Source organism: Streptomyces sp. NPDC006372 (assembly GCF_040612515.1).
Classification (GTDB): domain Bacteria; phylum Actinomycetota; class Actinomycetes; order Streptomycetales; family Streptomycetaceae; genus Streptomyces.
Genome location: NZ_JBEXQJ010000027.1, coordinates 23,128 through 36,370, shown reverse-complemented (window position 1 = coordinate 36,370; position 13,243 = coordinate 23,128). Strand labels below are relative to the sequence as shown.

The following is a 13,243-nucleotide window of genomic DNA, read 5'->3' as shown; positions in this document are numbered from 1 at the left end:
AAGCTGCCAAACCTACGCATGCCGGAGTGTCGCGCCGATCCGGCCACCGCTGCTGTGCATCGTGTTTCACGTGAAACGTCGCTCACTTCTGCACGGCATCATCAGTCGTGGCCGCGCTGCGGCCGAACCCCGCGACCGTAAGCCTCTCGGGTCACTCGATGAGGGATCTGAGTTGTCCACAGAGGTGGATTTCTCCACAGAACGTCAGGCCTCACTGGTTCACGACCCCGAAGGCATGGGAGGCTCTGTTCATTGCGAGCCTGAAGTCGAGGAGAGTGAATCCTTGCGGTCCGACGCCAACATCGCGGGACCGATGACCGATCCGGTCCCCGGTCCCCGTACCGAGTCGATGGGGGCGGATGTTTCACGTGAAACACCGCCTCCGATGGACGACACTCCCATCGGTCGTGCTGCCCAACTGGCGATGGAGGCTCTGGGCCGCGCAGGCGAGGGCCTGCCGCGGCCCGAGCAGACCCGAATCATGGTGGTCGCCAACCAGAAGGGCGGTGTGGGCAAGACGACGACGACCGTCAACCTTGCCGCGTCACTGGCCCTGCACGGTGGCCGGGTGCTGGTGGTCGACCTCGACCCACAGGGCAATGCGTCCACCGCGCTGGGCATCGACCATCACGCCGAAGTCCCTTCGATCTACGACGTGCTGGTGGAAAGCAAGCCGCTCTCCGAGGTCGTCCAGCCGGTTCCCGATGTCGAAGGTCTCTTCTGCGCTCCGGCCACGATCGATCTCGCCGGTGCGGAGATCGAGCTGGTGTCCCTGGTGGCCCGGGAAAGCCGGCTGCAGCGCGCCATCCAGGCGTACGAGCAGCCGCTGGACTACATCCTCATCGACTGTCCGCCCTCCCTCGGCCTCCTGACGGTCAATGCCTTGGTGGCAGGCCAGGAGGTCCTCATCCCGATCCAGTGCGAGTACTACGCGCTGGAGGGGCTGGGCCAGCTGTTGCGCAACGTCGACCTGGTGCGGGGGCACCTCAACCCCGCCCTGCATGTGTCGACCATCCTGCTCACCATGTACGACGGCCGGACACGTCTCGCGTCCCAGGTCGCGGACGAGGTGCGCACCCACTTCGGCGACGAGGTCCTGCGGACGAGCATCCCCCGTTCCGTCCGTATCTCCGAGGCGCCGAGCTATGGGCAGACGGTATTGACTTACGATCCTGGTTCGAGTGGTGCCCTCTCCTATCTTGAGGCGGCACGAGAGATCGCGCTGAAGGGCGTTGGCGTCAGCTATGACGCGACACACGCCCACATCGGCGCACAGCAGAACGACCCGAGCATGGTGGAGGGCATCCAGTGAGCGAGCGACGGAGGGGGCTGGGCCGTGGTCTCGGCGCACTGATCCCTGCTGCGCCGACGGAGAAGTCGGTGGCCCAGGCTGCGGCGGGGGCCGCTTCGGCATCACCCACGGCAGTGCCCGCGCTGCCGAACGACCGTGGGGTGGCGGCGGCGAAGGTGGCGACTCTGCCGACTGTTTCACGTGAAACAGAAGAGCCGCCGGCTCAGCCTGCTGCTCCCGCTGCTCCTGCCGCGCCCGCGGCGCCGATCGGTGCGCACTTCGCCGAGATCCCCCTCGACGCCATCACGCCGAACCCGCGCCAGCCGCGTGAGGTCTTCGACGAGGACGCGCTGTCCGAGCTCATCACCTCCATCAAGGAAGTGGGGCTCCTTCAGCCGGTCGTCGTACGGCAGGTGGGCCCGGCACGCTACGAGCTCATCATGGGCGAGCGTCGCTGGCGGGCCTGCCGGGAGGCGGGCCTGGAGGCGATCCCGGCCATCGTGCGGGCCACGGACGACGAGAAGCTCCTCCTGGACGCCCTGCTGGAGAACCTGCACCGTGCCCAGCTGAACCCGCTGGAAGAGGCAGCCGCCTACGACCAGTTGCTGAGGGACTTCAACTGCACGCACGACCAGCTCGCGGACCGCATCGGCCGATCCCGCCCGCAGGTCTCCAACACCCTGCGCCTGCTGAAGCTTTCGCCGGCCGTGCAGCGCCGGGTCGCCGCCGGGGTGCTCTCCGCGGGCCACGCGAGGGCTCTGCTGTCCGTCGAGGACTCGGAGGAGCAGGACAGGCTGGCTCACCGCATCGTGGCCGAGGGGCTCTCGGTGCGGGCCGTCGAGGAGATCGTGACCCTGATGGGGTCGCGGCCCCAGAAGGCACAGCGGCCCAAGGGCCCGCGTGCCGGTGCCCGGGTCTCTCCGGCCCTGTCCGACCTCGCCACGCGGCTTTCGGACCGCTTCGAGACGCGGGTGAAGGTCGACCTGGGGCAGAAGAAGGGCAAGATCACCGTCGAGTTCGCCTCCATGGAGGACCTCGAGCGGATCCTCGGCTCACTCGCTCCCGGTGAAGGGCCCGTCCTGCAGAAGAGCCTCCTGGAGGGCGACTCCGAGGAGGACGAGTCCTGAGACTCCGACAGGAGCCTCCACAGTCCCTTCGGCAGAGCGGGTCGTGTCCGGTGTGTACCGGAACATGGCCCGCTCTTTCCTTTCTGGCGGTATCGATGCAATCACATCGTGGATACGATGCGTTCGAGTACGGCGTAACCGACCCGGTAGCACCTCTGAGAGGGAGGCAGGGGCGATGCGAACGATGAGCCGCACCGGACTGGTGAGCGCTGGTCTGGGGCTGGGAGCCGTCGGTGGGTTCGTCGGCAGTCTCCTCAAGGAACGGAGCGCTCTGACAGCCGCCCGCGATGCGGCGGGAGAAGGAAGCGAGGAACAGCCTTCATGGGGCGCCGGCTCGTACCGCTCACGTTGGACAACCTTCAGGACCTTCCCAAGCGCTGTCGCACGTGTGTCTTCTGGGAGCTCGACCCGGTCAGCGGTGAGGCCGCGGTAAAGGCGGGCACGCCTGCGTTGGAGAAGGAAGCCTGGATCTCAGCCGTCCTGCTGGACTGGGGTTCCTGCGGCCGGGTCGTCTACGTCGACGATGTGCCGGTGGGCTTCGTGCTCTACGCCCCTCCCGCCTACGTCCCTCGGTCCATGGCGTTCCCCACGAGTCCCGTTTCGCCTGACGCGGTTCAGCTGATGACCTCGTTCATCATTCCGGGCTACCAGGGGCAAGGGCTCGGTCGGGTGATGGTCCAGGCCGTCGCCAAGGATCTGCTGCGGCGGGGCTTCAAGGCCATCGAGGCGTTCGGGGACGCGCGCTGGAAGGAGCCGGCCTGTGTGCTCCCCGCCGACCATCTTCTGGCGGTGGGCTTCAAGACGGTCCGGCAGCATCCCACCTATCCCCGGCTCAGGCTGGAACTGAGGTCGACGCTCTCCTGGAAGGAAGACGTCGAGATGGCGCTGGACCGCCTGCTGGGAGCCGTGCAGAAGGAACCGGCGCTGCGCCCGCTGTAGGGGCATGCGGACAAGCGAATGGGCCAACCCTTCCGGGTTGGCCCATTCGTGTTTCACGTGAAACATGCACCGTCGGTGCGGCGGCAGCGCCGTGTCACTCGGCGATGAAGTCCTCGAGGTCGCGAACGATCGCGGCCTTCGGCTTCGCGCCGACGATGGTCTTGGCGACCTCGCCACCCTGGTAGACGTTCAGCGTCGGGATGGACATGACGCCGTACTTGGCGGCCGTACCCGGGTTCTCATCGATGTTCAGCTTGACGACCTCGATCTTGTCGCCGTACTCGGCGGCGATCGCCTCGAGGGACGGCGCGATCTGACGGCACGGACCGCACCAGGCGGCCCAGAAGTCCACCAGGACGGGCTTGTCGCTCTTGAGGACGTCCTGCTCGAAGGAGTCGTCGGTCACATTCTTCAGGGTGCCGGCCACGGCGGGCTCCTTAACTGGTTGGTGCGTGGGGCGGGTAGGGAGGGTCAGACAGCGGTCTTCTCGGGCTCCGGCTGCTCCTCGTCCGAGAGGGCGGCGAGGAAGCGCTCGGCGTCGAGAGCGGCGGAGCAACCGGTCCCGGCCGCGGTGATCGCCTGACGGTAGGTGTGGTCGACCACATCGCCGGCAGCGAAGACACCGGTCAGGTTCGTACGCGTCGACGGCGCGTCCACCTTCAGGTAGCCCTCTTCGTCCAGGTCGAGCTGGCCCTTGAAGAGCTCGGTGCGGGGGTCGTGCCCGATGGCGATGAAGAGGCCGGTCACCGCAAGGTCCGAGAGCTCGCCGGTCTTGAGGTTGCGCAGCTTCAGGCCCGAGAGCTTCGGGTCGCCCTGAATCTCGGCGACCTCGCTGTCCCATACGAACGAGATCTTCGGGTCGGCGAAGGCGCGCTCCTGCATGGCCTTGGAGGCCCGCAGGGTGTCGCGCCGGTGGACGACGGTCACGGACTTGGCGAACCGAGAGAGGAAGGTGGCCTCCTCCATGGCGGTGTCGCCACCACCGATCACGGCGATGTCCTGGTCCTTGAAGAAGAACCCGTCACAGGTGGCGCACCAGGACACTCCACGGCCGGAGAGGGCGTCCTCGTTCGGCAGGCCGAGCTTGCGGTGCTGCGAGCCCGTGGCCACGATGACGGCCTTGGCCCGGTGGACGGTACCGGCCGTGTCCGTGACGGTCTTGATCTCACCGGACAGGTCGACGGTCACGATGTCGTCCGGGACGAGCTCGGCACCGAAGCGCTCCGACTGGGCGCGCATGTTGTCCATGAGCTCCGGGCCCATGATGCCGTCCTGGAAGCCCGGGAAGTTCTCCACGTCGGTGGTGTTCATGAGCGCACCACCGGCGGTGACGGCGCCCTCGAACACCAGTGGCTTCAGCGACGCGCGCGCGGTGTAGAGCGCCGCCGTGTAGCCGGCGGGCCCGGAGCCGATGATGATCACGTTACGGACGTCGCTCACGGCTTGATTCCTCGTCTCTGGACTGCGTCGTTCGACCGGTGGGAGCTTCTCTCGGAACTCTCACCCCACCCAACGGATCCTAAGGGGCTCGCATTCCCACTGTGTCCGGGCACACGGAGATGTGGACACCGTGCGGGTAACCATGCAGGGCCGGGAAGCCCGCCCTCAGGAGGACGGGTAGGAGCGCTGCAGAAGGATCTTTCCCGTGGCGGTGGACGCCGAGTGATCCACACAGGTCGCGTCGACGATGTAGGCGGTGACCCGCGTGGCGTCGGAAGCGTCGGGGAGCAGCACGAGCATCGCCTTCTTCCCCTCGTACCTGCCGTTCTCGACGGCGAGGGCAGCATCCTTGCGGCCGATGCCGTCGCGGACGCAGCCCGGCACTGTGGGCTCCCTGAAGACCCTGGGGTGGTTGGTCCCGGCGGTCGCCGCGCCGAACGGGGTGCGGGAGCTGCCTCCCTCGCTCTTGTTCTCGCCCAGGAGGTCGGCGACCTGTTTCTGCAGCTTTCCCTCGGAGAAGGTGTCCGCGGCGGTGGTCTGCTGTTCGCCCGCCGTGTCACGCGGCGGTTTGCCGTCGTCGAGTGACGCCAGCAGCACGGAGCCCAGCCCCAGGGCGGCGACGGTGAAGACGGTCCCCAGAACGGCGATCCTCCGGCGCCCGCTCCGCGTGCGTCCCTTGCGGCCGGGGCCGGTGGTGGACGAGCGGGGGCGTCCGGCGGGCCGGTCGACAGTCACCGATGTTTCACGTGAAACACGCAGATCGCTGTCGCCCTCGGACGGGAAGGCGGGCGCACTCATCGGAGCCGGGCTCTCGTCGGGCACCGCCTCCCTGGAATGCAGCAGGGCCTCTGCGGCGAGAGCGGCGTCGATGCGGCCTGCGACATCGGCCGGCATGCGCGGCGGGCCCGGCAGCGTGCCGAGCAGTCCGCGGATCTCCTCCAAGGAGGCATGGACGTCCGCGCAGAGCTCGCACTCGTCCAGGTGCCTGCGTACGTCGCTGCTTCGGGACGGCGGGAGCAGGCCCTCGGTGAGGTCGGAGATCTCCGCGACGTCCGGGTGCCCGGCCATGTCTGTCGTCGACGTCACGCTCGTCCACCTCCGCCCTTCACTGCGGCTGGGTCGCTCGGTCCTGTGTCCGGTGGTTCCGCTCGGTGCGGTCCCGCTGCGGGTGGGACGGTCGGCTCCTGCGTCCGGTTCCGTTCTCCGCCCGGCTTCTTGCCGTCAGCGCTGCCGTCGGGTCGTAGATGGGTGAGCAGCGGCAGGAGTCTGGCTCTGCCACGGGCACAGCGGCTCTTCACCGTGCCTGTCGGCACGTCGAGGACACGGGCCGCCTCCGCGACCGGGTAGCCCTGCATGTCGACCAGGACGAGCGCCGCACGCTGGTCGGCCGGCAGGGTTCCCAGAGCCTCGATGAGCTGCCGGTGGAGATCATTGCGCTCGGCGGGCGCGGAGGCCGACTCGTGCGGCTCCAGCAGCTGCTCGAGGCGCTCGGTGTCGTCGACGGGCGAGGTCTTCCGGGAGGCCGCCTTGCGGGCGCGGTCCAGGCATGCGTTCACGGTGATCCGGTGCAGCCACGTCGTGACGGCCGACTGGCCCCGGAAGGTGTGCGCGGCCCGGTACGCGGAGACAAGGGCGTCCTGTACCGCGTCAGCGGCCTCCTCGCGGTCTCCCAGCGTCCGCAGGGCGACGGCCCAAAGTCGGTCGCGATGCCGCCGCACGAGCTCGCTGAAGGCGTCGGGGTCGCCTTCCACGTGGTGGGCGAGCAGGTCCTGATCGCTCACGCCGTCGTACCCGGTGCCGTCTGCCATCGGCCTCCTTCCTCGAGGCAGATGCCGTCAGCTGGTCACCTTGATGTCCGCCACCCGGCCGCGCCACTTGCCGTCGTCCGCCTGGACGGGAAGGTCGGTCAGCCACACGAGGAGGTACCGCGTCTTGAGGGCCTTGCCCGGCTTGAGGTTCACGGTCGTTCCCGAGCCGTCGGCGACCTTCTCGTACGCGTCGAAGGACGTGGGCTCCGAGCCCGCGTCGGAACCGGCGCTGCGGAGCTCGACCGAGGTGTCCCCCACGAACTTGACGGTGACCTTCCCGACCTGCTGGACCTTGCCGAGGTCGAGGATCACGCCGACGCCCGACTTGAGGCGGCCGAAGTCGGAGCTCTCGTAGTAGCTCGTCTGCCAGTACGAACTGGGATCGCTGTCGTCGACCTTGTTGATGTCTTCCGGATTCTCGGATCCGTCCGAGCCGAACGGGTCGAAGTCGCGGACTCCCTCGATGGCGACGGGCTTGCCGCCCGTCGGCTTCTTCGGGCTCTTGTCGTTCCCGTCGTTCGTCTGGGTCTTGCCCGGGTCCTCGGTCTTGCCGCCCTGGTCCATGAGCGCGTCGGCCAGCTGCCAGCTGCCGAGGCCCAGTGCGGCGATCAGGAGCGCGGAGACGGCCCACTTCAGTGCCTTGCCCGTGCGGCTCTGCAGCGGGGGCGGCGGGGTCGTGATCGGCTGGGTGGCGCCGGGGTGCGGGCCCTGGCGGCCGTAGGTGCCCTGCTGGTACGTCGTGCGCTGGTACTCGGGCGGGGCGGTGAACGCCGGCTCCGGCGGGCGGATGCGGGGCATCTCACCGATCGCCTTCACCAGCTCTTCCGGCGTGGTGCACGGCGACTCGTGCCGGGAGGCGGTGGCGCCGTCGTTGACGAGTGCGCGCATGGACAGCTCGGACAGCCCGCGGTGCACACCGGCGCGCACCTGGTCGGGCGCGATCAGGCCGATGTCCTTCGGCAGGCCCGCCAGGCCGTAGGCGTCGCTCTCGTACGGCCAGCGCTGGGTGAGCGCGGCGTACAGCAGGGCGCCGATGGCTTCGGTGTCGGTGCGCTGCGGGGTCTCGGACGAGATGCCCCGCAGGGCGGCGTTCACGGCGAGGCCGCGGATGCGCCACTGGCCGGTGGAGGCGCGCAGGACGGCGTTGGGGTTCAGCCGCAGATGTGCGAGGCCCTCGCGGTGCGCGGCGGCCATGGCGGAGGAGACCTGGCTGACCATCTGGTAGGCGTCGTACGGCTCCAGCGGCCCGGAGGCGAGCAGCGTGCCCAGTTCCGTCGCATCGGGAAGCCACTCGTGGACGACGTAGACGAGGTCGTTCTCCTCCACCGCGTCCAGCACCTGCACGAAGCGCGGGTCGCCCAGGAGGGCCGAGGAACGGGCGGCGGCCAGGACGGAGCGGGCCCGTGAGTGGTCCGCGGGCAGGATGTGCACGCCGACGGCGCGGCGGAGTTTCTCGTCCACGGCACGCCAGCTGCTGAAACCGTCCAGACGGGTGACGCACTCCTCGAGGCGGTAGCGTCTGGCGAGCTTGTGCCCACTGTGCAGTTCAGGCGGCGAGGTTTTTCCGGAACCGTCGGTCCGGGCGCTCTCCTGTACCTCGTCGCTGTCCGTGTCCCGCTCCCGGTTCTTGGCCACCCCGTCGGCCGTGGACTGGTCCGCTTGTGCGGTCAGCGACGTCTCGTCGCTGTTGTCTGCCACGTCGACGGCAGCCGTGCTCCGTTCCGCCACCGTCGTTCCTGCCTCCCCATCCATTGCGCGCCGTCCGACGCCGAAACCAATTGTGCCCACAGTCCGCCGCTATGCACGACACGCGGTGGCTGACGATGGTTGTGCGCCTACCCCCCGCCTCAGCGTCCCAGGCGCCCGCGGACCATGCCGACCAAGGAGTTGAGTTCCTCGATGCGCATGCGGCGGGCGGCGACGAAGAAGACCGCGAGGAGCACCGCGCCACCGGCCAGTACCGCGGCGAGCGATCCCGCGACTCCTTGGCCGAGCGTGTGGCCGATGCCGTAGCAGGCCGCTCCGCTGAGCAGGGCGGCCGGGACGGAGGCGATGCAGAGCCGGGCGTAAGTCCGCAGGACCCGGGCGCCGTCGAGGTCCCCGCCCAGCCGCTTGCGCAGCCGGCGCCAGGCGACACCGACCCCGATCGCGTAGGCCAGACCGTAGGAGGCGGCCATGCCGACGACGGCCCAGCGGGACGGGATGACGAAGTAACAGACCGCCGAGGCGCCCGCGTTGACCGCGGCCACGATGACCGTGTTGTAGAAGGGCGTCCGGGTGTCCTCGTAGGCGTAGAAGGCGCGCAGGACCACGTACTGCACGGAGTACGGGATCAGACCGAGACCGAAGGCCATCAGCATGAAGCCCATGTTGGTGGCCTCGTCGGTGCCCGAGGAGCCGAACATCAGCGTGCACATCGGGATGCCGAGCGAGAGGAAACCGAACGCGACCGGCACGATGGCGACCGCCGTGGTGCGCAGGCCCTGGGAGATGTCGTCACGGACGGCGCCGCCGTCGCCTTCGGCCGCCGAGCGCGACAGCCGCGGCAGCAGGGCGGCCATGAGCGACACCGTGATGATGGCCTGCGGCAGGCCCCAGATGAGCTGTGCGTTGGCGTAGGCGGAGAAGCCGGTGCCGTCGACGGGCGAGGCCTTGCCCGCCGCGGTGGACAGCCAGATGACGATCATGGCGCCCGCCTGGTTGGCGAGGACGAACAGGACCGTCCACTTGGCGAGCGTGATGGCCTTGCCGAGGCCCTGGCCCTTCCAGTCGAAACGCAGTCGCAGCCGGAAGCCGGTCTCGCGGAGGTAGGGGATCATCGCCAGCGCTTGGACCACCAGGCCCAGCAGCACACCGATGCCGAGGAGACGCTGGCCCTCCGCCGGGATGGTGGTGACTCTCATCCCGGAGTCGGCGGCGGTGCCGTAGACGTAGATGAACATGCCCAGCGTCACGATGATGACGATGTTGTTCAGGACCGGGGTCCACATCATCGCGCCGAACTTCCCGCGGGCGTTGAGGATCTGGCCCATCACCACATGGACGCCCATGAAGAAGATCGAGGGCAGGAAGTACTGCGTGAAGGTGGTGCCGACCTGGTTCGCCGCGGGATCGCCGGCGACCGAGGGGGACATCATGCGGATCAGGAGCGGTGCGCCGAGGATTCCCAGCGCGGTGAGTGCGCCGAGCGCCACCATGACGAGGGTCAGCAGGCGGTTGGCGTAGGCCTCGCCGCCGTCCTCGTCGTCCTTCATGGCGCGCACGAGCTGCGGCACGAAGACGGAGTTGAGACCGCCGCCGACCGTGAGGATGTAGATCATCGTCGGCAGCTGGTAGGCGACCTGGAAGGTGTCGCCCAGGAAGCCGACGCCGATGGCCGACACGATCAGTGCGGAGCGGATGAAGCCGGTGAGGCGGGAGACCAGCGTGCCGGCCGCCATCACGGCGCTGGACTTCAGCAGGCCGGCGGCGCGGCCCTTCTTCTGGGAGGGCGGGGCGGCGGACTCCGCGGCGTGGGTGTCGTCCACCGCCGGTGTCTCCGCGGTCCCGCCGGGCGCCGCGTACGGGCCCTGCGCGTACGCGCCCTGGGCCGCGTACTGGCCCTGCGCCATCTGGCCGGAGGCCGGAGCGGGGCCGGGGACCGAAGGCGACTCGTACGAGGGGTGACCGCTGTTCTGCTGCTGGTCCCGGAAGAGATGCGCGAACGCGTCGGGTTCCTGCTGTGGATCGCCGGCCTGGGAGACGAGGTCGTCCACGCCCACGAACTGTGTGGTCCGGGCGGCGTCGCCGTACGGCAGGTGCCGTGTGGGGCCCTCGGGCTCCGGCGCGGGGGTCTGGGCCCACACCTGCGGGTCGGGCGCGTAGGGCGACTGCGGCGGCTGTGCGTACAGCTGCTGCGGCTGATACGTGCCCGGCGGGGGAGGCGGGTGCGCGGCACGGTCGTAGAGGGCCTCGGCGACCGGGTCCTGGGCGGAGAGGTCCTGTGCCCGGTAGGGGTCCTGGTCGTAGGCGTCCTGGAGGTACATGTCCGCGGGCGGCTGCGGCGGCACCTGGCCGTGCTCGGGCGGCGAGCCCTCGGGCGCCCCCGACTCGGGGTAGCCCGAGCTGCCCACGGCACGGCCGTGGTCACCGTCGTACGGCGCGTTCATGGTTACCCCACCTCATCGTCCCGGGCCCACCGGCCACGACATCTCAACGGTCCACTCTCTCACCCGTGCCGGACGGGTCTGCGTTTTCCGTCGCGGTGTCCGGGGCCGGGTCACTCGGCTGCTCGGGGCCGTCGGCCCGTGCGCCGGCCTCGGACTCCTCCTTGAGACGTTCGCCGGGGGCTTGCGGGTTCTGCGCGGCATCGGCCTGGCCGTCGGCGCTGCCGTCCGCCTCGGTGGCGTCGTCCTCGGCGGTCTCGCGGGCGGCGGCGCGCTGGCGCTGGGTGTACATCCGGAAGCCGGCGAGGACCAGGAGCAGGACGCCGCCGCCGATGACCAGCATCACGGTGGCCGTGACCTCGGTCACCTTTACGTCGAAGGTGACGGGGGCGCCGTACTTCTGCCCGTCCTCGGTGTACAGCTGGGCGACCACTTCCGCCCGGCCGTTGGCGTTGGCGGACGTGGGGAACTTCACCGACTGGCTGTGGCCGCCGTTCACGGTGACCTGCTGCTCCTCGTAGGCGTCGCCACCGATCTTGAGTCGGGTCGGGTTCTTCGACGTGAGCCGCAGTTTCAGGTGCTCGACGCCCTGGACCAGGTTGTTCTGGACGGTCACGGGGATCGTGGCGCTGCGGCCGGAGAGCTTGGTCTCCGACTTCTCGATCAGCTTGACGCCGTCGATGAGCCCGTCGAGGTACGACTCGATGCCGTCGCGGTAGCCGACCGCCGCGATGCCCTGGCCGCGCCAGGACACGGACATCTCGCGGTTCATGGCCCGTCCGAAGGGGGTCACCACCCGGGACTGGCGGGTGAGCACCACCTTGAACTTGTCGAGCTTGTTCTGGGTCCTGGCGATCTGCTCGAAGGCGGCCCGTGGCAGTTCCTGCTTGCGCAGCGCGGCCGGGTAGGCGGAGGACGACGGGACCCTCGTGTTGGCCGCCGGGTCCGGCTTGGCCTTGGCGGCCGCCGTCAGGTCCTGCGACTCGGACCAGTTCCCGAGCTGGAGTGCCTTGAGCGCATCGGCCATGGCCTGTGCCTGGTGCACGGTGGGCATGCGCTGCGGTGCGACGACCACGCTGCGCTGCTTGCCGCTCTGGAGGCCCAGGGTCAGGCTCTGGGCCAGGAAGCGCTGCTCGGCGAGCGTGGACGCGGAGGCCTTCGTCAGGTCGCCCTGGAACGCCGTGGACATCCTGGAGTCCGCGACGACCGCCGTGGTGCCGCCGCCGACGGGCCGGGCCGCAGAGGGGGTGTACGACAGGTCGTCCTGGAGGCTGTCACTGCGGGCGATCACCTTGTCGGCACCGGCGGACGTCGCGACCTTCATGATCGACGGGTCGACGGCGCCGTCCACGGGCCACGCGAAGTCCGTGGACGGTTTCACGTGGAGCACCGTCGGGATCGTGTTGTCGACGACGTCGGTGGCTTCCTTGAGGTGGCTCAGGGTGCCGGTGACGTTCGTCCCCTTGTGGGCGACGGAGGCCAGGTCGGGGTCGCCGTAGGGCAGGGCGACGACCTCCTTGCCCGTGACCGCCTGCTGGAGCTCGGCGAGCCAGCGGTTGGCGACCGCCTGGTGGGTGCCGGCGGTGTTGGTGCCGTCGGCGCCGCGGACCTCGTAGCTCTTCGTCATCGCGTCGACGGACGCCACCAGGTCCGGGTCGATCACCCAGGTGATGTCGAGCTCCTTGCCCAGCGACACCATCTGGTCGAGGCGGCCGCCCGGGGAGATCTCCTTGGCGAGCTCGTCGTCGCGGAAGACCGGCGTCTGCTGTTCGTTCGACCCCGTCTCCGCCGCCATGTGGGCCGAGGAGACGAGCGGCCACAGGAACGTGGTCTTCGTCTTGGTGCCGGCCTCCTCGGGCTGCCACGGCAGGAACGTGCGCTGGACGCCCAGTACCCGGTCGACGGGCTGTGCGGAGGTCTCTCCGGAAAGTGCGACGGCCAGCTGGTAGACGCCGTCCGCGCCGAGGTCCAGCGCGTCGGCCGGTACGGAGATGTTGAAGGGCTCCGCGACGCCGGGGGTGAGCTTGGGGAACTTCTCGGTGTACTTGCCGCCGACCGCGTCGCCGAGCGGGCCCTGGACGTCGTCGCTCTTCTTGGCGAGGGTGTCGATGCCCGAGCGGGTGTCGAGCTGGGGCCCCACCCGCAGGTCGACGTGGGCGTCGGTGACCGCCTGCTTGCCGTTGTTGGTGACCGTGCCCGTCACGGTCACCGTGTCACCCTCTGTGGGGGCGCTGGGACTGAGCGAGTCGACCGCGACGGACACCGAGCCGGCGCCGGAGGCAGCCTGCGGTGCTTCCTGTCCGGCCGCGTCCGCCGGGTGCGCGGCGGGCAGCTGAAGGAATCCGGCCAGCAGGGGCGCACCGGCGAGCAGTGCCCCGGTACGCCGCAGCCACCGGCGGGCAGGTGAGGCACTGGTCCCCTGGAAGTCTGCCGCCTCGGCCACGCGCTCGTCCGTCCCTAGTCGTCGTCAGTGGTCGTCGGAATGTGCGTCCA

At 69.4% G+C, this 13,243-nt stretch carries 10 protein-coding genes; 3 read left to right on the top strand and 7 right to left on the bottom strand.

Annotated features, from left to right (window positions below):
- Positions 1-235: 235 nt before the first annotated feature.
- From ABZ016_RS30920 to ABZ016_RS30910, 3 genes are all read left to right on the top strand, one after another.
- Positions 236-1,312: a ParA family protein gene (locus ABZ016_RS30920; RefSeq protein WP_356920064.1), complete on the top strand. Its 1,077-nt coding sequence runs from the start codon at positions 236-238 to the stop codon at positions 1,310-1,312.
- The gene (locus tag ABZ016_RS30915; protein WP_356919995.1) at positions 1,309-2,418 is read left to right on the top strand and encodes a ParB/RepB/Spo0J family partition protein; all 1,110 of its coding nucleotides are present in this window, start codon (positions 1,309-1,311) and stop codon (positions 2,416-2,418) included. Before ABZ016_RS30920 ends, ABZ016_RS30915 begins: the two co-directional genes overlap by 4 nt.
- 321 nt (positions 2,419-2,739) lie before the next feature.
- Entirely contained in the window at positions 2,740-3,357 is a 618-nt protein-coding gene (locus ABZ016_RS30910; RefSeq protein ID WP_356919994.1) for a GNAT family N-acetyltransferase, read from the top strand.
- A gap of 94 nt (positions 3,358-3,451) precedes the next feature.
- On the opposite strand, the gene trxA is transcribed toward ABZ016_RS30910, so the two are convergent.
- The 7 genes from trxA to ABZ016_RS30875 all read right to left on the bottom strand — a co-directional run bounded on the left by trxA (position 3,452) and on the right by ABZ016_RS30875 (position 13,193).
- Positions 3,452-3,784, bottom strand: coding sequence for a thioredoxin (gene trxA, locus ABZ016_RS30905; protein ID WP_003991504.1), 333 nt, complete (start codon positions 3,782-3,784; stop codon positions 3,452-3,454).
- 44 nt (positions 3,785-3,828) lie between these two features.
- Positions 3,829-4,797, bottom strand: a complete 969-nt coding sequence (trxB, locus tag ABZ016_RS30900) for a thioredoxin-disulfide reductase (protein ID WP_356919993.1) — start codon at positions 4,795-4,797, stop codon at positions 3,829-3,831.
- Positions 4,798-4,962: 165 nt separating this feature from the next.
- Positions 4,963-5,883, bottom strand: a complete 921-nt coding sequence (locus ABZ016_RS30895; protein ID WP_356919992.1) for a hypothetical protein — start codon at positions 5,881-5,883, stop codon at positions 4,963-4,965.
- Positions 5,880-6,605: an RNA polymerase sigma factor SigM gene (gene sigM / locus ABZ016_RS30890; RefSeq protein ID WP_356919991.1), complete on the bottom strand. Its 726-nt coding sequence runs from the start codon at positions 6,603-6,605 to the stop codon at positions 5,880-5,882. The genes ABZ016_RS30895 and sigM overlap by 4 nt, the downstream gene beginning before the upstream one ends.
- Before the next feature lie 27 nt (positions 6,606-6,632).
- Entirely contained in the window at positions 6,633-8,333 is a 1,701-nt protein-coding gene (locus ABZ016_RS30885) for a protein kinase family protein (RefSeq protein ID WP_356919990.1), read from the bottom strand.
- Positions 8,334-8,452: 119 nt separating this feature from the next.
- Positions 8,453-10,753, bottom strand: coding sequence for a murein biosynthesis integral membrane protein MurJ (murJ, locus tag ABZ016_RS30880; RefSeq protein WP_356919989.1), 2,301 nt, complete (start codon positions 10,751-10,753; stop codon positions 8,453-8,455).
- Between the two features lie 43 nt (positions 10,754-10,796).
- Positions 10,797-13,193: a DUF6049 family protein gene (locus ABZ016_RS30875; protein ID WP_356919988.1), complete on the bottom strand. Its 2,397-nt coding sequence runs from the start codon at positions 13,191-13,193 to the stop codon at positions 10,797-10,799.
- Between the last annotated feature and the right edge of the window lie 50 nt (positions 13,194-13,243).